Below are 22,116 nucleotides of genomic sequence, written 5' to 3'. Positions count from 1 at the left end.
ACATCCATTTCGTACATAAAATTATGCCATGTCACGAGTTTTTGCTTACTGCCGTGTATCCACCCTGGAACAGACCACTGAAAACCAGCGCCGGGAAATTGAAGCCGCCGGTTTTGCCGTCAGACCTCAGCGACTGGTCGAAGAACATATCAGCGGTTCAGTGGCCGCCAGCGAACGCCCCGGTTTCGCCAGACTACTTGACCGTATGGAAAATGGCGACGTACTGATTGTCACCAAACTTGACCGTCTGGGACGCAATGCGATGGACGTACGAAAGACCGTGGAACAGCTGGCAAAGTCAGACATTCGGGTTCACTGCCTGGCGCTGGGCGGTGTTGATCTTACCAGCCCGGCGGGGAAAATGACCATGCAGGTGATTTCGGCGGTGGCCGAATTCGAACGTGACTTGCTTCTTGAACGTACTCATTCTGGTATTGCCAGGGCAAAGGCAGCAGGAAAACGCTTCGGGCGTCCACCTGCATTGAATGAAGAACAACGGCAGGCGGTGATCATCCGTCTGAAAGCCGGAGACAGCATCAGTGCTATTGCCCGTCAGTTCAGTACGACGCGGCAAACTATTCACAGAATAAAGGCGGCAAGTTCATCCTGTTAATCCGGATGATTTTATAGCCTGAAGGGGCAAATAACAGGCCCAGATGTTTCATACAGCCAGTCTCAGGAGGAGCTTCATGGCACCGTTAACAAAAAAACAAACCGCACAGCTTTCAGAGATGAGTCATGACGTGCTGGTCAATATTATTTATGACCTGATACAGGATAATAAGCAGGCCAGGACCACACTGGTGAATGGGTATCTGCTATCGGCAGCAGAGGTACTTAAAGCCGTCGAGAAGGAGTATGCCAGACGAGCCAAAAGCAAACGTTTTTATGATTACTATGATGCCGATGCCTTTTTTGACGAGCTGACACGCAGTATAGCGAACCCCCTTGTGGGTATCGCCCACGAGCTCCCCGAGCAAGCGGAAAGTCTGAGCGTAAAAATGATGCTTGAGTTCGAAAAATTCACCGGGAACGTGGACACTTCCAGCGGAAGCTGGATGAGCTACTATACCATTCTGTTGGATGCGTGGATGAAATCACTGGAAGCACAAAAAAACAACGATCCAGTATCCATTGCTAAAAAAATATTCACCGTTGTTGAAAGAGAATTCTATTTTGGAATTGAGATATTTAAAAAATACCGGACATTACTCGGCACGGATATTTTACGTGTAATCCGTGATATGTATTATCAAAAACAATCCCTCCGGGAAGCTCTTGGTCTCAGCATGATAATAAAAGACCTTGATTTTCTGACGATGGCGTTTAAAAACGATGAATTTTGCCATTCCACCCATTATTTTGATTATGTCAGATTACTTATGGAAGACCTGCGGTCCGACGATGCACTCGCTGTATTAAACAGCCAGCGGATTGACGATGAGGAGATCACAGATAACATAATATGGAATGAACTCTTCATTCAGGCCCTGATTGAAGAAGGGAGAAAAGAGGAAGCGAAAGCCCACTGTATTACAGCATTCACTTTTCAATGCGATACACGTTTTTATCATCTGTACACAAAAGCCGCTGAAAAAGATGTCGATCACAGCCCTGCATTCCTGAAAATAGCAAAAGATACAGGGTTAGCGCCGTATGTCTGCTTTGCGTCAGACATCGAACGGTATGATTTAATCGACGCCTGTATTATGGCCATGCCAAAAAACAACCTCACCGACTCGCTGGCTTATATCACCCATTCATTTTTACGGACATTATCCAGCACCCTGTATAAACACGGCTATGCGCATACGGCGACCCTGTTGCGTCGCTTTTTGGTGGAGGACAACATTCAGCAATCAAAAAGCAAGTATTACAGCCATGCCGCCTCAGACATGAAAAAAGCCATCGATTACGGCGAAGGTCTGGAAGATTGCCCTCAGCTTCCGGAAACAGAGGACTACCTCAGAACGCTCTACGAACAACATAAACGTAAAACCGCACTCTGGCCGTTGATGGCAAATAAAATCAAAGGATTATCAGTAGGAAAGGACGGTATCCGTTATAACGGAGATGCCTCATGACATCACAGGAACTGTATGACCACGCGGTGTCACTACTGGCAAGGCGGGATTACGCATCCGGTGAGTTGGCCCGGACACTGAGTAAGATGACGGAAAACAGAGAAAAGATCGACAAGGCGTTGTCGAGGCTGGTTGAGTGTGGTTATCTGGATGATAACCGACTGATAACGCACATGATTGATAAACATGTTCGAAAAAAACATGGCCCGGCCAGAATCAAACAGGAGATCAGGCAAAAAGGTTTTTCTCCGGAGTTGGTCGAGCAGATGCTGGAGAAAGTGGATGTGGACTGGTATGCCATGGCAAGGGAACTGAAAGTCAGTAAATTTGGTGATGCGGTGGCATCAGAAGCCAAAGAAAAAAACAAACAGATCCGCTACCTCCAGTACAAGGGGTTTTCGATGGACATGATATTTGAGGCGTTAAGCTGAGCATGGTTTGCTGTCGGTGCGCCATCCGAGACAAATGTCGTCATATTGTAGCTTCGCTCCCATTACCCCTAATTGCGGGTTTGATATCGGACATAACACTATTTCCATAAGAATTGTATTGCACAATACAATTGTAGGGTTTGGCGGCAATCCACACCGTGACCGAAGTCATATTATTATATAATTATATAAAAATAGAAGGTGATATTATCGACGGTTCGTAGGGAAAGGCGGGGGAAATGGAAAGATGTTAAATTTGTTAAAACCTCCGAGGTTCTTAACAAAAAATTAACCATGCGGTATCGGCCAGTTTGACCTGATATCACGTATACAAATGACGCCTTGAAGCGAGAAAACAGCGCTAATCGCTATTTGTTATATAGAAATCGTGGATTTAACATAAAAGGCATTTGGCGAACCAAATTTTGACATAAATCAGAAAAATCAGCCCCCACTGCACAGCGGCGATATGTGCAATGTATTGCGGCCATTGCAGTCACAGCCTGAGAAATTTTCTGGGAAATAGAAATAACTTCAATGATATTATATATAAAGAAAAGCTTCGGGAAACCGGTAATGGTGCCAACTTACTGATTTAGTGTACGATGGTGTTTTTGAGGTGCTCCCGTGGCTTCCATCTCCATCAGTTGTCCCTCCTGCTCAGCTACTGAAGGCGTGGAACGCACGTTGGCCACGCTGGAGCGTCTTCTGGGCCTGCTGTCGGCCTTTGAGGTCGTGGTATGGATGACGGATGGCTGGCCGCTTTATGAATCACGCCTGAAGGGAGAACTGCACGTTATCAGCAAGCGATATACGCAGCGCATTGAGCGGCATAACCTGAATCTGAGGCAGCATCTGGCAAGGCTGGGCAGGAAGTCACTGTCGTTCTCAAAATCGGTGGAGCTGCATGACAAAGTCATCGGGCATTATCTGAACATAAAACACTATCAGTAAGTTAGAGTCATTACCTAATTCAGCGCCGGGAAATGGAAAAAGAGTTTCGTGAAGCGTTATGCACAGACCAGTTTCAGCTGGTTTATCAGCCCCGTTACGACATTAAAACCTCGCGTATCGCTGCTGTCGAAGCACTGGTTCGCTGGCAGCATCCGCGTCTCGGTTTACTGATGCCGGATCAGTTCATCCCGCTTGCGGAAGAGACGGGCCTGATCGTTGCCATGAGTGATGTGGTGCTGGAGAAAGCCTGTAAAGATATGGTGCATCTCTCGCCCGATTTGGTTATTTCGGTCAATATTTCGGCGGTGGAGTTTAATACCCGTGGCCTGGCGAAACGGGTAAAGGCTGCGCTGCAAAAATCGGGGCTTAAACCGTCCCGGCTGGAGTTAGAAATTACCGAAAACGTGACGATTTCCAATCCGGATATCACGCTGGAAACCATGAAGCAGCTGAAGGATATCGGCGTACGCTTTTTGATTGATGACTTTGGAACCGGCTACTCGGCATTAAGCTATCTGAAACGCTTCCCGTTCGACGGAATAAAGCTGGATAAATCTTTTGTGTTCGCCATGGAGGAATCGGAAAACGCCAAAATCATCGTTGAGAATATTATCGGCCTTGGCAAAGCCTATTCGCTGGCTGTCACCGCTGAAGGCGTGGAAACGGCGGAGCAGTTGAAAAGGCTTAAACATTATCACTGTGACGAGGCGCAAGGGTATTTCATCGGGAAGCCTGTCGCGCTTGATGCGTTAAATTTAGAGGCACTGTTGCAAAGTGAGCGATGAGGCAGCCTTTTGTCTTATTCAAAGGCCTTACATTTCAAAAACTCTGCTTACCAGGCGCATTTCGCCCAGGGGATCACCATAATAAAATGCTGAGGCCTGGCCTTTGCGTAGTGCACGCATCACCTCAATACCTTTGATGGTGGCGTAAGCCGTCTTCATGGATTTAAATCCCAGCGTGGCGCCGATTATCCGTTTCAGTTTGCCATGATCGCATTCAATCACGTTGTTCCGGTACTTAATCTGTCGGTGTTCAACGTCAGACGGGCACCGGCCTTCGCGTTTGAGCAGAGCAAGCGCGCGACCATAGGCGGGCGCTTTATCCGTGTTGATGAATCGCGGGATCTGCCACTTCTTCACGTTGTTGAGGATTTTACCCAGAAACCGGTATGCAGCTTTGCTGTTACGACGGGAGGAGAGATAAAAATCGACAGTGCGGCCCCGGCTGTCGACGGCCCGGTACAGATACGCCCAGCGGCCATTGACCTTCACGTAGGTTTCATCCATGTGCCACGGGCAAAGATCGGAAGGGTTACGCCAGTACCAGCGCAGCCGTTTTTCCATTTCAGGCGCATAACGCTGAACCCAGCGGTAAATCGTGGAGTGATCGACATTCACTCCGCGTTCAGCCAGCATCTCCTGCAGCTCACGGTAACTGATGCCGTATTTGCAGTACCAGCGTACGGCCCACAGAATGATGTCACGCTGAAAATGCCGGCCTTTGAATGGGTTCATGTGCAGCTCCATCAGCAAAAGGGGATGATAAGTTTATCACCACCGACTATTTGCAACAGTGCCGGATTGAGCGGCGTGGCATGGTCAGTCTTCCCGCAGGTACTGGTACAAGGTTTCGCGGCTGATGCCGAAGTCACGGGCCACCAAGGTTTTCTGGTCGCCTGCCGCAACTCGCCGTTTCAACTCGGCAATTTGTTCGCTGTTCAGCGATTTCTTTCGTCCCCGGTAGGCCCCGCGCTGCTTAGCCAGCACGATTCCCTCGCGCTGACGTTCGCGGATCAGAGCGCGCTCGAACTCAGCAAAGGCTCCCATGACCGACAGCATCAGATTGGCCATCGGTGAGTCCTCGCCGGTGAACGTTAGCCCTTCTTTGACGAACTCCATGCGCACGCCCCGTTGTGTCAGCCCTTGGACGATGCGGCGCAGGTCATCAAGGTTGCGTGCCAACCTGTCCATGCTATGCACCACCACGGTGTCGCCCTCGCGGACGAAGGCCAGCAGCCTTTCAAGTTCGGGACGTTGTGTGTCCTTGCCTGAAGCCTTATCGGTGAATACCTTGCCGACTTCTATTTGTTCCAGTTGTCGATCAGGATTCTGGTCGAAGCTGCTGACGCGAACGTAGCCGATACGTTGACCTTGCAAGATGCCTCCAAAGGTAAAAATGTCAGGATGAAATCTATTACCCTTGGCTGAATGTGTCAATAAATATAAATTAATACCCTACTCTGACGTTGTTTGTGCTCAACATCTGACATCAGGTTAGGGTATAGCTTAACCGGACACCTCGGCCTCTGTGCCTTTACTGCTTTTCGGTACAACCGTCAAGAACAGGCAGAGCGCTCCGATAGTTATCGCCACATCAGCGAGGTTGAAGGCGGGCCAGTGCGCAAGTCGCCAATGGAAGTCAAGGAAATCAACAACCTGTCCACGCAGCACACGATCCGCGACATTGCCCAGCGCACCGCCGAGGATCAGGCTGTAGCCCATCGCTTCGAGACGTGGCCGTTGCTGGCACAGCATGCGCCCCAGCCAAGCAGAAACAGCCAGACCCAGCGTGATGAAAAAGTAACGTTGCCAGCCACCAGCGTTCGCCAAAAAGCTGAATGCCGCACCCGGATTCAGGACATGAACGAGGTTGAAAAACGGGGTGATTTCGACTTGCTCACCGTAGGCAAACGTGCGGATGATGGCGAACTTCGTGAGCTGATCGGTCATGACAGCACTGGCGGCCACGGTGAACCAGACCCAAGCCGATGTGCGGCGGGCCGATTGCCACACAGGGGCGGCCAACGGCAGCAACCACCCGGCGAGTGCCGTGCAGCTCCATCCCAGCGTCCACCCCGCCAACACATCGGCCGGAAAGTGCATTCCGGCCGCGATGCGCGACCAGCCGACCAATGTGGCGTACAGCATTAAACTGAGACGACCACGGCGGCCCATCAAAGGCCAGAGCGCGCCGACCACCATCGCGGCATAGGTGGCATGCCCGCTGGGCAGGCTGTAGTGAAGCTCTTTGTCCCCGATGACGCGCGCCAGGTCGCCAAGGACGGCAGGCGGGCGTGGAAAGTCGAACCATAGCTTCAAGGCGGTGGCGACCAATAACGCCAGCAAGAAGGCCGCGCTAAAACCAATAAGGCGATGCCGAACGGCCGTACCACGCGCCGGGTTTGTAGCCGATTTCGACCACCACCACAGACCCAACAGCATCAGCGGCGCTGTCCAGTAACTTCCCACGAGGCCAAAGAACCATGCCAGTGGTTTCAGCGTGGCGGGCGTGCCTGTGTTGATGGCTTGAAACAACGCGATGTTCAGGCCACCCCAGTCATAGAGAAAGAGTTTCCAGCTCATCGGCGCAACAACCTCAAGCCGTTGCCGACAACAAGCAAGCTGGCACCCATATCGGCGAACACAGCCATCCACATGGTCGCGTGACCCGTGAAGGTGAGCACCAAAAATACCGCCTTGATGCCAAGGGCCAGCACAATGTTTTGCATCAGCACCTGTGCTGTCGCACGCGACAGGCGCACGAAGGTCGGAATCTTGCGCAGGTCATCGTCCATCAGGGCCACGTCGGCGGTTTCAATAGCGGTATCTGTGCCCGCCGCTCCCATTGCAAAGCCAATGTCCGCACGCGCCAAGGCCGGTGCGTCGTTGATGCCATCACCGACCATGCCAACCTTGCCGTTTCTGGACAATTGCTCCACTTCGCGCAGTTTGTCGTCGGGCAGTTGGTTGCCTTGCGCGCGGTCAATGCCGGCTTGTGCGGCGATGGCCTGTGCCGTGTGGGGGTTATCGCCGGTCAACATCACGGTGTTGATGCCCAGAGCATGCAGCTCGGCGATGGCTCTCTTGCTGCTGTCCTTGATGGTGTCCGCAACGGCGAATAAGCCATGTACCCCTTTTGCGCCCACCAGCATCACGACGGTCTTGCCAGCGGTTTCCAGCGCAGCGATGCGCTGCTCCAGCTCTGGTGTGCACTGCCCCAGCTCTTCGAGCATCCGGTGGTTGCCCAGATGGTAGGTCGCACCGTTGATTTGGCCTTGCACACCCCGACCGGGCAGCGCGTTGAATTCGGCCACGTCGAGCAAGGCAACCCCGTCCGTCTGCGCGGCCTGTGCCACCGCCTTGGATACAGGATGGTCCGAGCGGGCCGCCAGACTGGCAGCGATGCTGCGGCTGTCCGAGGCGAGTGCATTGCCCCATGTGACAAAGTCGGTCTGTGCGGGCTTGCCGTGCGTGATCGTGCCGGTCTTGTCCAGAGCCAGCCAGCGCAGCTTGCGGCCTTCTTCCAGATAGACGCCACCTTTGATGAGAATGCCGTGGCGGGCGGCGGCGGCCAGGCCGCTGACGATGCTGACCGGTGTAGAGATCACCAGTGCGCACGGGCAGGCGACCACCAGCAGAACCAATGCACGGTAGATCCAGTCGAGCCATGCCGCACCCATGAACAGCGGCGGCAACAACGCGACGGCGATGGCAACGCCGAATACAACGGGGGTGTACCAGCGGGCGAACTGATCGACAAAACGCTGAGTCGGCGCACGACTACCTTGCGCAGCCTCTACCGCGTGAATGATCCGGGCCAAAGTGGAGTTGTTGGCCAAGGCGGTGACGCGGTACTCGAACGAGCCGGATTCGTTGATCGTGCCAGCGAACACCGAATCACCGGGGGATTTTTCGACCGGGAGGCTTTCACCCGTGATCGGGGCTTGGTTGACGGCAGAGCGGCCTTCCAGCACCTCACCATCAAGGGCGATGCGCTCACCTGGTTTGACCCGGACGCGGGCGCCGATGGTGATTTGCTTGGCGCCCACCTCGCGCCATGTGCCGTCAGCCTGCTGTACCGTGGCCTGTTCCGGGGTCAGGTCGAGCAGGCCACGGATAGCGTTACGAGCGCGATCCAGCGATTTGGCTTCGATTACCTCGGCCAGCGCGAACAGTACCATCACCATTGCCGCTTCGGGCCAGTGGCCGATCAACATGGCACCCGTGACCGCAATCGACATGAGGGCGTTCATGTTGAGATTACGGTTCTTGAGCGCGATCCACCCCTTCTTGTAGGTGGAGAGGCCACCCGTGAAGACCGCGACAAGCGCCAGAACGACAACCGACCAGTGATTGCCGTTGTGGAGCCAGTAGACCGCCTCGGCCGCCGATGCAGTGACCAAGGAGATGCCCAGCGGCCACCAGTTGGTCGGCGTGGTCACAGGGGCGGCGGATGGAGATGCGACCTCTGCCGTGTCCACGACCTGCGCCTCGAATCCAAGCGCTTGCAGTGCCACGAGCACGTCTGGCAGAACCTGGTTCGCATGGCGTACCGACAGCGTGCGCTGCATCAGGTTGAAATCGAGATCAGCAACACCGGCCACGGTGCCGAGCTTGTTGCGGATCAACGTCTCTTCGGTCGGGCAATCCATCTTGGCAATGGACAGCTTGGTCGTCTGCTCGGCCGACGCCTGATCCATGCGCACAGCTTGCATGCCGATGGCCTTCAGCGCCTGCTCGACGGGAGACAACGAAGGCAATTCGTGTCGCACGGCCAAGGTACGTTGCATCAGGTTGAATTCAAGACCCGCCACCCCCGCCAGACCGGCCAGTTTGCTTCGGATCAGCGCCTCTTCGGTCGGGCAATCCATGTTCTCGATGCGGTACACCGCTTGAGCCGATCCGGTTGCCAGCGGGGCCGGTGCCGTGGGTTGGATGATCGGCTCAGTCGTGCAGCCACACCCCTTTGAAGCGCATTCGCTCATGAGTAACTCCTGAAAATCTTCTATTCAGCCTCCATTAAAATCTCTATAGTCACTATAGAGTCAAGTGATAATTGGAGATTGATGCATGGAAATCAGAATTGGCGACCTCGCCAAGCGCTCTGGGTGCGAGGTCGTGACCATCCGCTACTACGAGAAGGAAGGGCTACTGCCAAAGCCAGCGCGAAGCGGTGGCAACTTTCGGTTGTACGGTGAGGCGCACATTGAGCGCTTGCAATTCATCCGTCATTGCCGTTCGCTCGACATGACGTTGAGCGAGATTCGCGCATTGCTGGGTCTGCGAGACAACCCGATGCAGGACTGTGGGGAGGTCATCACGCTGCTGGAGGCCCATATTCAACAGGTGGAAATGCGTGTGTCCGCGCTGTTGCAGTTAAAACGGCACTTGGTTGATTTGCGCGAGAAGTGTTCTGGCTCTCGATCTGTAGAGGCGTGCGGCATTTTGCAAGGGTTGGGCAATTGCAATTGCCATGGTGAAAGTGCCACGAACAGTCAAACATCTGGGTAAGTAAGGGCTTAGCGTGCTTTATTTAATGAGATGGTCACTCCCTCCTTCCCAGTACTATGCTGAGGACAGGCTTTCATTCGGAGAACCATCATGGAAAACATTGCGCTTATTGGTATCGATCTGGGTAAGAACTCTTTCCATATTCATTGTCAGGATCATCGTGGGAAGGCCGTTTACCGTAAAAAATTCACCCGACCAAAGCTAATCGAATTTCTGGCGACATGCCCGGCAACAACCATCGCGATGGAAGCCTGTGGCGGTTCTCACTTTATGGCACGCAAGCTGGCAGAGTTAGGGCATTTTCCAAAGCTGATATCACCGCAATTTGTCCGCCCATTCGTTAAAAGCAACAAAAATGACTTCGTTGATGCTGAAGCTATCTGTGAAGCAGCATCACGTCCATCTATGCGTTTCGTGCAGCCCAGAACCGAATCTCAGCAGGCAATGCGAGCTCTGCATCGTGTCCGTGAATCCCTGGTTCAGGATAAGGTGAAAACAACTAATCAGATGCATGCTTTTCTGCTGGAATTTGGTATCAGCGTTCCGCGAGGTGCTGCCGTTATTAGTCGACTGAGTACCCTTCTTGAGGACAGTAGTTTGCCTCTTTATCTCAGCCAGTTACTGCTGAAATTACAACAGCATTATCACTATCTTGTTGAGCAGATTAAAGATCTGGAATCTCAGTTGAAACGAAAGTTGGACGAAGATGAGGTTGGACAGCGCTTGCTGAGTATTCCCTGCGTTGGAACGCTGACTGCCAGTACTATTTCAACTGAGATTGGCGACGGGAAGCAGTACGCCAGCAGCCGTGACTTTGCGGCGGCAACAGGGCTGGTACCCCGACAGTACAGCACGGGAGGTCGGACGACATTGTTAGGGATTAGCAAGCGGGGCAACAAAAAGATCCGAACTTTGTTGGTTCAGTGTGCCAGGGTATTCATACAAAAACTGGAACACCAGTCTGGCAAGTTGGCCGACTGGGTCAGGGAGTTGTTGTGTCGGAAAAGCAACTTTGTCGTCACCTGTGCTCTGGCAAACAAGCTGGCCAGAATAGCCTGGGCACTGACGGCGCGACAGCAAACTTACGAAGCATAAAGGCAGAAATACACCAGTTTAAACAATCATTCATCTGGTTTTGCGAATACTGATATTGATGATACTAACGGCCCACCGGCCTGTTGAGGAACCTGTAAAACGGAAAGGCTCATTGAAGCCGTATATTTTCTGGAGGTTCATCAGGCGCGGAACTCATCGAGGCGCGGGAATAAAATCCCATTCAGACGCCGGATAGATTCAAGCAAGCCAACTTGTCGTCAAAATCGGTGTTGCAAAAACGGGAGTGACCATAGATTCCGTTTTCTGAGGCGACCCCTTTTAGTCCGGTCTGCCGTCTTCTGAAAACGACAGACACATGTAAGATTATCCGCTGCCTGGCAGAAGGAGACTTTGTGAAAACGCTCATGGTGTGTATTTATACGATCAGAAGGCGTTATATTTTTTCCTGATTGACGCGGTACGAAAGTTCCTGATGACTCTCTTTTCGTTCGCTGTAGCGATCTGCAAGGTAGCTGGTTTGTCCCCTGAGCAGCAACGTAATTTTAAACAACTCCTCTGCGACATCTACGATACGGTCGTACCATGAGGACGGCTTCATCCTTCCGTTCTCATCAAATTCCTGCCAGGCTTTCGCCACCGAGGACTGGTTGGGAATTGTGAACATCCGCATCCAGCGGCCCAGAATGCGCATCTGGTTCACGGCATTGAAGGACTGCGAACCGCCGCAAACCTGCATCACTGCAAGTGTCTTGCCCTGCGAAGGACGAACCGCGCCTTCACTCAACGGTATCCAGTCGATCTGCGCCTTCATCACCGCGCTCATAGCCCCGTGCCGTTCCGGCGAGCTCCACACCATCCCGTCACACCATCTGACCAGCCCGCGTAGCTCGGAGACTTTAGGGTGCGTATCCGGGGCATCATCCGGCAGGGGTAAACCGGAGGGGTTAAAGAATTTCACCTCCGCGCCCATCGCCGTCAGCAGGCGACCTGCTTCCTCCGCGGCAAAGCGACTGTAGGAGCGCTCCCTTACTGAGCCATACAGGATCAGAATCCGTGGGGGCTCCTGCAGGTGCAGACGTTCGGCAATATGTTGATCAAAACAGTCAGTATTCAGGGCTGGAAATTGTTCCATTTTTCTCCTCCGGAGAGAACAGGTGATTTTAAAGTTAATACATATGATCTAACATATGTGTATTCTAAAGGGAACGGAGTGAAAAATGCTACAACCTGTTCAGCTTTTCAAAATCCTGTCGGATGAAACACGGCTAGCCATCGTCATGCTTCTCCGGGAGTCCGGAGAATTGTGCGTCTGCGATATCTGCGTTGCCACCTCCGAATCGCAGCCCAAAATTTCGCGACATATGGCTATCCTTCGCGAGGCTGATCTGGTTCTTGACCGTCGGGAAGGCAAATGGATCCACTATCGTCTGTCACCCCATATTCCGGCGTGGGCAGCAGAGACAATCACGACGACCTGGCAGTGTCTGCGCGAGGATGTACGTGGATGGCTGGACAAATCAGCCTGCACCTCCTGCTGAGGCAGGAAAACATATTTACAAAATCATATATGATGGGGTCTGAGATGCTTTTGGCAGGGAGTATATTTTTACTGACGCTGGTACTGGTGATCTGGCAACCCAGAGGCCTGAGTATTGGCTGGAGCGCGAGTATCGGGGCTGTGCTGGCGCTGGGAACCGGTGTCATTCATATCGCTGATATTCCCGTTGTCTGGAATATCGTCTGGAACGCGACAGCGGCATTTATTGCGGTCATCATCATCAGCCTGCTGCTCGATGAGTCCGGCTTCTTTGAATGGGCCGCACTGCACGTCTCCCGCTGGGGTAACGGACGTGGCCGCCTGCTGTTCACCTGGATAGTCTTGCTCGGTGCCGCTGTTGCTGCTTTGTTCGCCAATGATGGCGCCGCGCTGATCCTGACGCCGATTGTGATTGCGATGCTGCTCGCACTGGGGTTCAGCCAGGGCACGACACTGGCCTTTGTCATGGCTGCAGGATTTATTGCAGATACGGCCAGCCTGCCACTCATTGTTTCTAACCTGGTGAATATCGTCTCGGCGGACTTCTTCGATCTGGGCTTTACGCAGTACGCCTCCGTTATGATCCCCGTGGATGCGGCAGCGATTGCGGCCACGCTGATCATGCTGCATCTCTTCTTCCGCAGGGATATTCCGGCAACGTATGACGTTTCGCTGCTGAAGACGCCTGCCAGTGTGATAAAGGATGCGGCAACGTTCAGGGCGGGCTGGATTGTCCTGTTATTGCTGCTTGTCGGTTTCTTCGTTCTGGAGCCGCTGGGGATCCCTGTCAGCGCGATAGCAGCTGCTGGCGCAGCAGTACTGTTTATCGTGGCGAAAAGAGGTCATGGCATCAACACAGGGAAAGTCCTGCGCAGTGCGCCATGGCAGATCGTGATTTTTTCGCTGGGCATGTACCTGGTGGTCTATGGCCTGCGCAATGCCGGGCTCACGGAGTATCTGTCTGGTGTACTGAACCTGCTGGCAGAAAAGGGGTTATGGGCAGCAACGTTCGGCACCGGCTTCCTGACCGCGTTCCTGTCGTCGGTAATGAATAATATGCCGACGGTGCTGATTGGCGCGCTGTCGATTGACGGGAGTACGGCGACTGGCGTCGTCAAAGAGGCAATGATTTATGCCAACGTGATTGGCTGCGATTTAGGCCCGAAAATCACCCCGATTGGCAGTCTGGCAACCCTGCTTTGGCTGCATGTTCTTGCCCGGAAAAATATAACGATTACCTGGGGTTATTACTTCCGCACCGGCATTATCATGACTCTGCCCGTGCTGTTTGTCACTCTGGCCGCGCTGGCGTTGCGGCTCTCCATCACTTTGTAATGAGATACAGATATGAGCAACATTACCATCTATCACAACCCTGCCTGCGGCACTTCACGCAACACGCTGGAGATGATACGTAACAGCGGCAACGAACCGACGATAATTTATTACCTCGATACGCCACCGACACGTGATGAGCTGATTAAACTTATTTCAGATATGGGAATTACGGTGCGTGCATTACTGCGTAAGAATGTTGAGCCTTATGAACGCCTGGGCCTTGATGAAGAGAAATTCAGTGATGAGCAGTTGATTGATTTTATGCTTCAACATCCGATCCTGATTAATCGGCCGGTAGTCGTTACGCCGCTTGGCACTCGTCTTTGCCGCCCTTCAGAAATAGTGCTGGATATTCTACCTGAAGGTCAGAAAGGAGCGTTTACCAAAGAGGACGGCGAAAAGGTCATTGACGAAACGGGGAAGCGGGTTAAGTAACCTGTTTTTTTCGTCTCATTTTTATCGTATTCGGGTGTCTGTCTATACCATGCAGACGCTCGCTTTTTGTAATGCCAGCTAAAGAAACAGGCTTAACGTAGGATATTTAATGAGATGGTCACTCCCTCCTTCCCAGTACTATGCTGAGGACAGGCTTTCATTCGGAGAACCATCATGGAAAACATTGCGCTTATTGGTATCGATCTGGGTAAGAACTCTTTCCATATTCATTGTCAGGATCATCGTGGGAAGGCCGTTTACCGTAAAAAATTCACCCGACCAAAGCTAATCGAATTTCTGGCGACATGCCCGGCAACAACCATCGCGATGGAAGCCTGTGGCGGTTCTCACTTTATGGCACGCAAGCTGGCAGAGTTAGGGCATTTTCCAAAGCTGATATCACCGCAATTTGTCCGCCCATTCGTTAAAAGCAACAAAAATGACTTCGTTGATGCTGAAGCTATCTGTGAAGCAGCATCACGTCCATCTATGCGTTTCGTGCAGCCCAGAACCGAATCTCAGCAGGCAATGCGAGCTCTGCATCGTGTCCGTGAATCCCTGGTTCAGGATAAGGTGAAAACAACTAATCAGATGCATGCTTTTCTGCTGGAATTTGGTATCAGCGTTCCGCGAGGTGCTGCCGTTATTAGTCGACTGAGTACCCTTCTTGAGGACAGTAGTTTGCCTCTTTATCTCAGCCAGTTACTGCTGAAATTACAACAGCATTATCACTATCTTGTTGAGCAGATTAAAGATCTGGAATCTCAGTTGAAACGAAAGTTGGACGAAGATGAGGTTGGACAGCGCTTGCTGAGTATTCCCTGCGTTGGAACGCTGACTGCCAGTACTATTTCAACTGAGATTGGCGACGGGAAGCAGTACGCCAGCAGCCGTGACTTTGCGGCGGCAACAGGGCTGGTACCCCGACAGTACAGCACGGGAGGTCGGACGACATTGTTAGGGATTAGCAAGCGGGGCAACAAAAAGATCCGAACTTTGTTGGTTCAGTGTGCCAGGGTATTCATACAAAAACTGGAACACCAGTCTGGCAAGTTGGCCGACTGGGTCAGGGAGTTGTTGTGTCGGAAAAGCAACTTTGTCGTCACCTGTGCTCTGGCAAACAAGCTGGCCAGAATAGCCTGGGCACTGACGGCGCGACAGCAAACTTACGAAGCATAAAGGCAGAAATACACCAGTTTAAACAATCATTCATCTGGTTTTGCGAATACTGATATTGATGATACTAACGGCCCACCGGCCTGTTGAGGAACCTGTAAAACGGAAAGGCTCATTGAAGCCGTATATTTTCTGGAGGTTCATCAGGCGCGGAACTCATCGAGGCGCGGGAATAAAATCCCATTCAGACGCCGGATAGATTCAAGCAAGCCAACTTGTCGTCAAAATCGGTGTTGCAAAAACGGGAGTGACCATAGATTCCGTTTTCCAAGCGGACCCCAATGTTAACAGTACCTGCTCATGGCTGCCCCTGTACAGCAGCTGTAATCAGCACGGTAAGCAGGGGCAGAAAGGTATCCGGTAAAACATTCTTTTTTTTACGGATACGGTGAAAAGTATTAAGAGAATATCACCGGGCCGGGTCATGCCGGAGTATTCGTTAAGTTTCCGGTAAGCTCACTGATTTTTTTGCTCTTTTATTATCGTACATATTGCGATCGCTCTGAATCAGCATATCTGATAACGGAACTGTATCACCGGGTGTATTTATGCTGACACCCCATGAATAACTTAACGGTAAACTGCTTCCGTTATTCTGGTTATATAAACTCGTTAAATTACTCATTTTTTCTGTAAACAGGATGATTTCCCGCATATCTGAACAGTCGGTGAGTACCACAAATTCATCACCGCCCAGACGGGCAAGGATATCCCCCTGTCCGGTACTCCGCCTGAGTATCCCGGCAAACTGTTGCAGTAACTGGTCGCCTGCCACGTGTCCGTATTTGTCATTAACCGGTTTAAGGTTATCCAGGTCAAAAAGAATTATGCAGAAAGCCTGTTTACGCTTTTTTTTGAGGGTTATCCAGGGTTCACATTTTTTATAAAAACCCCGTCGGTTAAGAACGCCGGTCAGCGCATCCGTCAGGGCAAGACTGATAATATAAAACTCCTCCTCAACCAGAGCAGCAATATCCTTAAGCAGGGTTAATTCTTCCCCGTCAGGTATCCGGGGTCTGGTGTCAACCACACACAACGTTCCGGCGATGTCGCCACCTGGGAGGCGCAGCGGGCATCCCGCGTAAAAGCGAATAAAAGGAACACCTGTCACCAGTAGGTTAGCATTAAAGCGTTCATCGGCACTGGCATCTTCAACAACGAGCATTTCCTCCGAATGAACGACACAGTCGCAGAAAGAAACGACTTGTGATGCATCTTTTTCGTTGAGGCCAGAACAGAACATCAGCGCCGGCCTGTCTTTTTCAATCAGGCTTATAAGCCCGACAGGTGCAGATAAGCAACGCCTTGCAACACGGGTCAGACGATCAAACCGTTTCTCTTCCCGGTTATCAGGCAGATCCAGCATATAAAGTGAATGAAGACGTTTTGCATCATTTACGGGTAACATTTTTATTATCTCGGAGTTTATTGCAGTATTGTCAGTCCAGACCCGAATATAAACAATACCGAAGAAACGGCTTTGTCCATGATCATCATCGGATTCATCTGCTCATCTTATAATTTTCAGGGAGTTTGTTCAGTTACGCTTAAGTAATCCTGATAAGGGTTGTCCTTAATTTTTTTTATGACCATGGGGAGTACTGAACATACGGAAACGGGAAGCCATAAAATGAACCCTCCTGCACAGAAATCCGGGCTGTGCAGGAGGGCATGCAAATGCATCTTCGTTACATAATACAAAATAAACGAAGCCTGTATGTTATCTATAGGAATGTGCCTGTAATATGTGTCATGATCCAGGGCTGCATGCCAGACAGACTGATATTCTGAAATTTTCGTGAAACCAGGTATTTTCAGAATTACGCCAGCTTATGAATGACATCATGCTGGTACAGAGTATGCCGAACCTGCGCTGTCGGAACAGAGGTTATCCTTAATATATGATATTCCTGTCCGGCACCTTCCCGACAAGCTGTCATGCTTCATTTTTTACACAAAGTGTAAACAGTTGCGCATATATTTAATTAAGGTTTACCCGTTTCACATTGAGGTCGTATTTTAATTTACGTATCGCCGTTACATAGGCATAACATCTTTTCTCATCCCATTCTGCAAGCATACGGATACAGAGGCGGGAGAGGACAGACGCTTGTGAGACTTCTTCATTAGCGGATAGCATTTCCCAGATCACTTCACTTATTAACAGTTCAGAAAGGGCTGACAAAATTAACGCTCCGGTATTTAATTCTGCAGTTCAGGAAATACCAGCAATCCCGCTGCGCGTAATAGACATGAACTTGCCTGGCTGAGGATAAGGTGACAGAGTTTAGCATACGGTTTGAATTATGTTATGACCCGTCAGGGCAACAGTGGCTCCGGCGCAATTGTATCCGTCCTGCTATTGAGCGGGTGAAAAGCATCATACTATTGTAACCCTTACACGACGAGACCCACGTCTCCTGCCATCCTGCCGGAAGTCGGGCTTTGTGTTGTTATCTTTACCCTTTCTGCTATCCTCAGTCCGTCAGTCTGCCCCGGTTATACGTGCAACAAAAGGTGTACATCTGCTGTTTAACCACTGGTAGGAGTCAGGATGGTTGCTTTTTTTTCCGGTCTGTTGACCTCAGGAAGGCCTTCCTTCTGCATTGCGGTCATGTCCCGGCAGCGCTATGAACCTGGCCGGCAGCAGTAATTACACTGTTATACTTTTCGGCTCAGCAATGTGATTTTGTTGAGCCCTTTAACTGACGGATGACATAATGGATACCCTCTTGCCGGTCTATTCTGCAATACAGAAAGCCATTGCCGACGCTGCTCCCGGCGCTAAAACGGCAGAAATGAATTTGCAATTAATAAAATATGCCGACACATTAAAACATCTTAACTGTGAAGTGATCTGTGAAGGCATTGGCATTAATAAATCATTCAGAAGTGAAGTTCTAAGAATAATGAAAATCGCGGAAAGACTAAAAGCGGCCGGTCTTGATGCATCGCGCCTGTGAATTAAATTTTTTAACACGAACCGTAACTCTCTGTGTCTTCCGGTCCTGAGTTGCATCCCGGCAGTTTTACATATTAACCCGCGTCTGATGATTACCAGTACGAGGATCAGAAACAGTAACGGAAGGGATGACCTGTTGCTGCCGCTGACATCCTTACCGGAAAAACTGAAAAAGGATGGCCGGGCACGACAGTCAGTCTGAAGCCAGATTGATGACATCTTCGTCGGTAACGCCGGCCCGGCAGACACATCACAATGAACCATCAGTGCTGGCGTGTTCTTCCGCCATTACTGCCCTGCACTGTGGTCTTCTTCAGATTTGTCCGTTACGTGTTTATATCTCCCTGGAGTATGCCATCAGGATTGGGGGGCGGGCTTTCACGTCTGTCCCGCTGGATCAGCGAAGTCAGTGCCGGTATTTACCTGGCCGTACAGGGGGAAACTGTTCCGCAGGTGAACGGGTAATGCCCTTCTTCCTCGGCGATCGCTGAACACTGGCTGCTTCTGCGTAAGAAGTAAGAGTGTCAATTGCACCCTGATAGGCGAGACATCTTTCACTGTTCTGTTCTGTAAGCATGCGCGCCCGCAATGCAAGAATTATCGAGGCGGTCGTGACAGGCTGAGCCGTTAAAAGAACATCGAAGGCAGCTTCCCCGACAAGTTCATTAAGATTATATGGCCTTTCTTTGCTGTTCATCAGACGCATTACCATGGGTATTCTGACATAATGGGAAGGTATTCATCCGGCCACGTCAGAAAAAGGGGTGAAATATCTGTTATGCAACAGGCGGTCAGAGGATGCACTGTGCCTGCTGCCGTACGCCATTCCGGATGGAGGGAAAGGCCCTGATTACACGACAGTGAAACTCTGTAACTGCCATCTGAAATTCTGTTTTTGCTGTTATGTCGGCAGGCTTTCACAGGTATTGCCCTGGGCGTTATCACTGCAGTACGCAAAGGAACCTTAAACCTGAACCGTTCAGCAGGGCCGGGTTCAGCCAGGCCATCCGATCGCCGGAAGCATGGCGGGGATGGACAGGTTTTTACCTCTCCGGGATCTGAATGATTCCGGTCACAGCACGAATAAATTTCATTAATAGACAGGTGTATTCACACTATACAGAACTTTCGCAGTTTACGAGTACTCTTTACGCGTGAATATTCACAGAAAAATGTTGCATTCTTATTCATGATGTATCGGGAATAATTAATACGTAGCCCGATCATGGTTTGTTAGCTTATTAAAATATATTTACGATAATTCGAATCAGTTGCGTCAACTGATAGCGGAGGGTGAAGGTGTATTCATTACTTCTGGTTCTTTGAAATGTGTCAAATATTTAGGATAAAGATTTACTCCCTCTGGACAGCAGCCATCCTTGCGAACACAATCATGATGTAGTTATGTAACAACTCAGTGATCAATTCTTTTTTCCGGGAATATGGATGTCGTATATTCCCGGTTCTTTTATGCATGATTTTTGCACCGGATCACATTTATTGCTGAAATAGTCTGTGTTAAGCTTGAACTGATTAAAACCTTAATTCTGATCTGTGGACAATAAACATGTATTCCTACATTGCACGCCAGCCCATTTTTGACCGGGAAATGCGCACTATCGCTTATGAGCTTCTTTTCAGGGATGGTATGAATAATGCTTTTCCTGATGTTTCGCCAGAATATGCCACTTCACGGGTGATATCAGATCAGTTTCTTTGCATTCCTGTTCCCCGCATTGCCTGCAGTCATAGTGCTTATATCAATGTTCCGCACCAGATGCTCATCAGTGGCCTGGGAGACGCTTTGCCGCACGAGAATGTGGTTATCGAAATTCTTGAAAACGCCATACCTGATGAAAGGCTCTTCGATGCGGTGAAGGACCTGCATAACAAAGGCTATCAGCTTGCCCTCGATGATTTCACGATGAAAGACTCGTGGGATCGCTTCCTCAGGTATATCAGTGTCATTAAATTTGATATAAGAGGAAATAGCTATCAGGATATCCTTCATTATATAAACGTAAAACAAGATTGGTTAAAAGCCACAGAATTTCTCGCAGAAAAAGTGGAGACGAAGGAAGAATTTGATCTGTACAGGAGCGCGGGTTTCTCTTTTTTTCAGGGGTATTTCTTTAGCCGGCCCGAGATTATGAAGAATAAATGTCTTCCTCAGAATACGCTCTCTTTGTGCAGGCTGATGATGGAGGTAAACAGGGAGGCCCCTGATTTTTCAGCTATTGAAAGCCTGCTAAAAACGGATCTGACGTTGTCTTATAAAATAATGCGTTATGTAAGAAACTTACTGTTTAAATCGCATGGCATTATGAAAACAGATAATTTTACCCTGAAAGAAATGCTGATATATCTGGGGTGTGATGCGATAAGGCGTTTTGTTACGGTAGCTGCACTGGCAAATATGGGCGTGGCTGGCGTTTCTGAGTGCTATCATTTAAGTATGGTCCGCGGGAAATTTTGTGAACTGATTGCCCGCCAGACAGAACGCGCTTTATTACCCTGTAATGCATTTGTGTGTGGCCTGTTCTCCTTGTTAGATATTATTCTTGAAGTACCGATGGAAGATTTAATTAAACAGATATCAGTTCCGCATGCTGTCTCAGCTGCGCTTTGTGAACATCAAGGAGATCTTTATAACATACTGGCTCTTTCTCTGTGTTATGAACAGTATAACTGGGAAGGCGCTTCAGAAATCTGCCATACGCTGAATATCAGTGAGTTCTCCGTCATCGAGGCCATGCAGGCAGCGACAAAATGGGCGGACGAGATTTCTTTCGGTTAAGGCCCCTCTTTGCGAAGGCAGAGGTTGTTCCCACTTAAGCACTTAACCAGCCATTCCGGTTAAAAGGCAGGAGGTTTTCATGATGCAGCGCACCACACGGGGAAGCATTCCGGTTTTGCTTCCCTGGTATGCATAATGCCCTCCCCGGGCACGAAGCGGACTTTCGCAACCTCAGAAAATGCTTTTTTAATTTACCCAGTCTTCCAGCACCAGACCCGGAACCCGTTCAAACTCTCTTGTATTGTTGGTCACCAGGATGGCGCCGGCGGCAACCGCATGCCCGGCAATGGCCGTGTCATTCGGGCCGATCGGCGTGCCTGCGAGGCGCAGCGCCACCCGGATGTCCGTGGTAGCGTCGACCGCCGCGCGATCCCAGGGCAGGATGGCATCGAGGCGGGCGCAGAACGCATCAACCAGCGCAATATGGCGCGGCGAAGCCTTCGGGCCCGTGGCGCCGGAGCGCATCTCCTGGTAGGTGATGGCCGAGATCACAGTGCGGTGGTTGCGCAGCACCGCCTGCTCCAGGCGCTTCAGGACCGCTTCCGGTTGCTCGCGCATGATTAATGAGCAGATGTTAGTGTCCAGCATATACGTTTTGTTCACAGGTCAACCCGTCCTTCGTCACTGACAACGTCCTCACGCTCCGCCATAAAGTCCGGGTCTGCTTTTTCCATCTTCGCGAACGAGCCCCAGGTCGGCCGGACGGGACGCAGAATGATGCGGTCTCCTTCCCGGACGATCTCCAGCTCGCTCACCCCCTCAAAATCCATGTCACGGGGCAGACGGATGGCGCGGTTGTTGCCGTTTTTGAAAATAGATACGGTTCTCATGATTCTCTCCCGGGTAAGTGTGGATATGTGGCGCATATCCGGAATGGTGTTCATTGCACCGGGTGTGTGCATATGTTCAGTATAGGCAGATGCTGTACATATGTATATGGTTAACATATGCAGATGGCAGGTATGTGCGTATGCCTTACCTATGCAGATGCAGGGCATATGGATATGCTTAACATATCTTTACTTCTCACTTTTTCACACCAGATCCGAAAAA

At 50.8% G+C, this 22,116-nt stretch carries 19 protein-coding genes and 2 pseudogenes; 13 read left to right on the top strand and 8 right to left on the bottom strand.

The genetic code is table 11. The features are described from left to right. Positions 1-28: 28 nt before the first annotated feature. The 5 genes and pseudogenes from AB182_RS01550 to AB182_RS01530 all read left to right on the top strand — a co-directional run. Positions 29-613: a recombinase family protein gene (locus tag AB182_RS01550; RefSeq protein WP_047368860.1), complete on the top strand. Its 585-nt coding sequence runs from the start codon at positions 29-31 to the stop codon at positions 611-613. A 76-nt stretch (positions 614-689) separates the two neighbouring features. Beyond that, on the top strand, positions 690-2,084 hold the full coding sequence (locus AB182_RS01545; protein ID WP_047368859.1) for a DUF6880 family protein: 1,395 nt from the start codon (positions 690-692) through the stop codon (positions 2,082-2,084). Beyond that, entirely contained in the window at positions 2,081-2,515 is a 435-nt protein-coding gene (locus tag AB182_RS01540) for a regulatory protein RecX (protein WP_047368858.1), read from the top strand. The genes AB182_RS01545 and AB182_RS01540 overlap by 4 nt, the downstream gene beginning before the upstream one ends. A gap of 678 nt (positions 2,516-3,193) precedes the next feature. Next, positions 3,194-3,469: pseudogene (locus tag AB182_RS01535) on the top strand (IS1 family transposase); the annotation flags it as partial. Between the two features lie 11 nt (positions 3,470-3,480). Beyond that, positions 3,481-4,254: pseudogene (locus AB182_RS01530) on the top strand (putative bifunctional diguanylate cyclase/phosphodiesterase); the annotation flags it as partial. 27 nt (positions 4,255-4,281) lie between these two features. On the opposite strand, the gene AB182_RS01525 reads toward AB182_RS01530, so the two are convergent. The 4 genes from AB182_RS01525 to AB182_RS01510 all read right to left on the bottom strand — a co-directional run bounded on the left by AB182_RS01525 (position 4,282) and on the right by AB182_RS01510 (position 9,236). Beyond that, a complete protein-coding gene (locus tag AB182_RS01525; RefSeq protein WP_001067855.1) occupies positions 4,282-4,986 on the bottom strand; it encodes an IS6-like element IS26 family transposase in 705 nt (234 codons plus the stop codon). Positions 4,987-5,070: 84 nt separating this feature from the next. Next, positions 5,071-5,628 (bottom strand): recombinase family protein, encoded by a 558-nt coding sequence (locus AB182_RS01520; RefSeq protein WP_001162010.1) that lies wholly within the window; start codon positions 5,626-5,628, stop codon positions 5,071-5,073. Positions 5,629-5,757: 129 nt separating this feature from the next. After that, the gene (gene lspA, locus AB182_RS01515; protein WP_000118563.1) at positions 5,758-6,834 is read right to left on the bottom strand and encodes a signal peptidase II; all 1,077 of its coding nucleotides are present in this window, start codon (positions 6,832-6,834) and stop codon (positions 5,758-5,760) included. Beyond that, a complete protein-coding gene (locus tag AB182_RS01510; RefSeq protein WP_004213585.1) occupies positions 6,831-9,236 on the bottom strand; it encodes a heavy metal translocating P-type ATPase in 2,406 nt (801 codons plus the stop codon). Before AB182_RS01510 ends, lspA begins: the two co-directional genes overlap by 4 nt. 85 nt (positions 9,237-9,321) lie before the next feature. Between AB182_RS01510 and cadR the strand changes: the two genes are divergently transcribed. After that, on the top strand, positions 9,322-9,762 hold the full coding sequence (cadR, locus tag AB182_RS01505; RefSeq protein ID WP_032743892.1) for a Cd(II)/Pb(II)-responsive transcriptional regulator: 441 nt from the start codon (positions 9,322-9,324) through the stop codon (positions 9,760-9,762). A 90-nt stretch (positions 9,763-9,852) separates the two neighbouring features. Then, positions 9,853-10,857 carry an IS110-like element IS5075 family transposase gene (locus AB182_RS01500; protein ID WP_000427614.1) on the top strand — a complete coding sequence of 335 codons (1,005 nt, stop codon included), beginning with the start codon at positions 9,853-9,855 and terminating at the stop codon, positions 10,855-10,857. 394 nt (positions 10,858-11,251) lie between these two features. Here AB182_RS01500 and arsH read toward each other — a convergent pair whose 3' ends face one another. Next, the gene (gene arsH / locus AB182_RS01495) at positions 11,252-11,950 is read right to left on the bottom strand and encodes an arsenical resistance protein ArsH (RefSeq protein ID WP_016151343.1); all 699 of its coding nucleotides are present in this window, start codon (positions 11,948-11,950) and stop codon (positions 11,252-11,254) included. Positions 11,951-12,035: 85 nt separating this feature from the next. On the opposite strand from arsH, the gene AB182_RS01490 reads away from it, so the two are divergent. The 4 genes from AB182_RS01490 to AB182_RS01475 all read left to right on the top strand — a co-directional run bounded on the left by AB182_RS01490 (position 12,036) and on the right by AB182_RS01475 (position 15,307). Next, complete coding sequence (locus tag AB182_RS01490; RefSeq protein ID WP_047368857.1) at positions 12,036-12,356, top strand: transcriptional regulator; 321 nt, start codon at positions 12,036-12,038, stop codon at positions 12,354-12,356. Positions 12,357-12,400: 44 nt separating this feature from the next. Then, positions 12,401-13,690 carry an arsenic transporter gene (locus tag AB182_RS01485; RefSeq protein ID WP_047368891.1) on the top strand — a complete coding sequence of 430 codons (1,290 nt, stop codon included), beginning with the start codon at positions 12,401-12,403 and terminating at the stop codon, positions 13,688-13,690. A 12-nt stretch (positions 13,691-13,702) separates the two neighbouring features. Continuing rightward, positions 13,703-14,128, top strand: coding sequence for a glutaredoxin-dependent arsenate reductase (gene arsC / locus AB182_RS01480; RefSeq protein ID WP_047368856.1), 426 nt, complete (start codon positions 13,703-13,705; stop codon positions 14,126-14,128). Between the two features lie 174 nt (positions 14,129-14,302). Next, the gene (locus AB182_RS01475; protein WP_000427614.1) at positions 14,303-15,307 is read left to right on the top strand and encodes an IS110-like element IS5075 family transposase; all 1,005 of its coding nucleotides are present in this window, start codon (positions 14,303-14,305) and stop codon (positions 15,305-15,307) included. A 436-nt stretch (positions 15,308-15,743) separates the two neighbouring features. Here the strand turns inward: AB182_RS01475 and AB182_RS01470 are convergent, their stop codons facing one another. Then, entirely contained in the window at positions 15,744-16,712 is a 969-nt protein-coding gene (locus AB182_RS01470; protein ID WP_052958801.1) for a GGDEF domain-containing protein, read from the bottom strand. Between the two features lie 1,312 nt (positions 16,713-18,024). Here AB182_RS01470 and AB182_RS01465 point away from each other — a divergent pair. Both AB182_RS01465 and AB182_RS01460 read left to right on the top strand, forming a co-directional pair. Beyond that, entirely contained in the window at positions 18,025-18,267 is a 243-nt protein-coding gene (locus tag AB182_RS01465; RefSeq protein ID WP_047368854.1) for an HTH-like domain-containing protein, read from the top strand. A 1,566-nt stretch (positions 18,268-19,833) separates the two neighbouring features. Continuing rightward, on the top strand, positions 19,834-21,063 hold the full coding sequence (locus AB182_RS01460; protein ID WP_047368853.1) for an EAL and HDOD domain-containing protein: 1,230 nt from the start codon (positions 19,834-19,836) through the stop codon (positions 21,061-21,063). 186 nt (positions 21,064-21,249) lie between these two features. On the opposite strand, the gene AB182_RS01455 is transcribed toward AB182_RS01460, so the two are convergent. Both AB182_RS01455 and vapB read right to left on the bottom strand, forming a co-directional pair. Continuing rightward, positions 21,250-21,666, bottom strand: a complete 417-nt coding sequence (locus AB182_RS01455; protein ID WP_047368852.1) for a type II toxin-antitoxin system VapC family toxin — start codon at positions 21,664-21,666, stop codon at positions 21,250-21,252. Then, complete coding sequence (gene vapB, locus AB182_RS01450) at positions 21,663-21,893, bottom strand: type II toxin-antitoxin system VapB family antitoxin (RefSeq protein WP_047368851.1); 231 nt, start codon at positions 21,891-21,893, stop codon at positions 21,663-21,665. The genes AB182_RS01455 and vapB overlap by 4 nt, the downstream gene beginning before the upstream one ends. Positions 21,894-22,116 lie beyond the last annotated feature (223 nt).

Origin of the sequence: Phytobacter ursingii, assembly GCF_001022135.1 — a bacterium.
In the GTDB taxonomy this organism is placed as follows: Bacteria; Pseudomonadota; Gammaproteobacteria; order Enterobacterales; family Enterobacteriaceae; genus Phytobacter; species Phytobacter ursingii.
Note: the sequence above shows the minus strand (reverse complement) of the source record. Positions and strands in the feature narration are given on the sequence as shown.

Excerpts from the sequence above, each read along its gene's own strand:
- AB182_RS01550 (WP_047368860.1), top strand. The coding sequence starts at position 29 with ATGTCACGAGTTTTTGCTTACTGCCGTGTATCCACCCTGGAACAGACC.
- AB182_RS01545 (WP_047368859.1), top strand. The coding sequence starts at position 690 with ATGGCACCGTTAACAAAAAAACAAACCGCACAGCTTTCAGAGATGAGT.
- AB182_RS01540 (WP_047368858.1), top strand. The coding sequence starts at position 2,081 with ATGACATCACAGGAACTGTATGACCACGCGGTGTCACTACTGGCAAGG.
- AB182_RS01525 (WP_001067855.1), bottom strand. The coding sequence starts at position 4,986 with ATGAACCCATTCAAAGGCCGGCATTTTCAGCGTGACATCATTCTGTGG.
- lspA (WP_000118563.1), bottom strand. The coding sequence starts at position 6,834 with ATGAGCTGGAAACTCTTTCTCTATGACTGGGGTGGCCTGAACATCGCG.
- AB182_RS01510 (WP_004213585.1), bottom strand. The coding sequence starts at position 9,236 with ATGAGCGAATGCGCTTCAAAGGGGTGTGGCTGCACGACTGAGCCGATC.
- cadR (WP_032743892.1), top strand. The coding sequence starts at position 9,322 with ATGGAAATCAGAATTGGCGACCTCGCCAAGCGCTCTGGGTGCGAGGTC.
- AB182_RS01500 (WP_000427614.1), top strand. The coding sequence starts at position 9,853 with ATGGAAAACATTGCGCTTATTGGTATCGATCTGGGTAAGAACTCTTTC.
- arsH (WP_016151343.1), bottom strand. The coding sequence starts at position 11,950 with ATGGAACAATTTCCAGCCCTGAATACTGACTGTTTTGATCAACATATT.
- AB182_RS01490 (WP_047368857.1), top strand. The coding sequence starts at position 12,036 with ATGCTACAACCTGTTCAGCTTTTCAAAATCCTGTCGGATGAAACACGG.
- AB182_RS01485 (WP_047368891.1), top strand. The coding sequence starts at position 12,401 with ATGCTTTTGGCAGGGAGTATATTTTTACTGACGCTGGTACTGGTGATC.
- arsC (WP_047368856.1), top strand. The coding sequence starts at position 13,703 with ATGAGCAACATTACCATCTATCACAACCCTGCCTGCGGCACTTCACGC.
- AB182_RS01475 (WP_000427614.1), top strand. The coding sequence starts at position 14,303 with ATGGAAAACATTGCGCTTATTGGTATCGATCTGGGTAAGAACTCTTTC.
- AB182_RS01470 (WP_052958801.1), bottom strand. The coding sequence starts at position 16,712 with ATGTTACCCGTAAATGATGCAAAACGTCTTCATTCACTTTATATGCTG.
- AB182_RS01465 (WP_047368854.1), top strand. The coding sequence starts at position 18,025 with ATGGATACCCTCTTGCCGGTCTATTCTGCAATACAGAAAGCCATTGCC.
- AB182_RS01460 (WP_047368853.1), top strand. The coding sequence starts at position 19,834 with ATGTATTCCTACATTGCACGCCAGCCCATTTTTGACCGGGAAATGCGC.
- vapB (WP_047368851.1), bottom strand. The coding sequence starts at position 21,893 with ATGAGAACCGTATCTATTTTCAAAAACGGCAACAACCGCGCCATCCGT.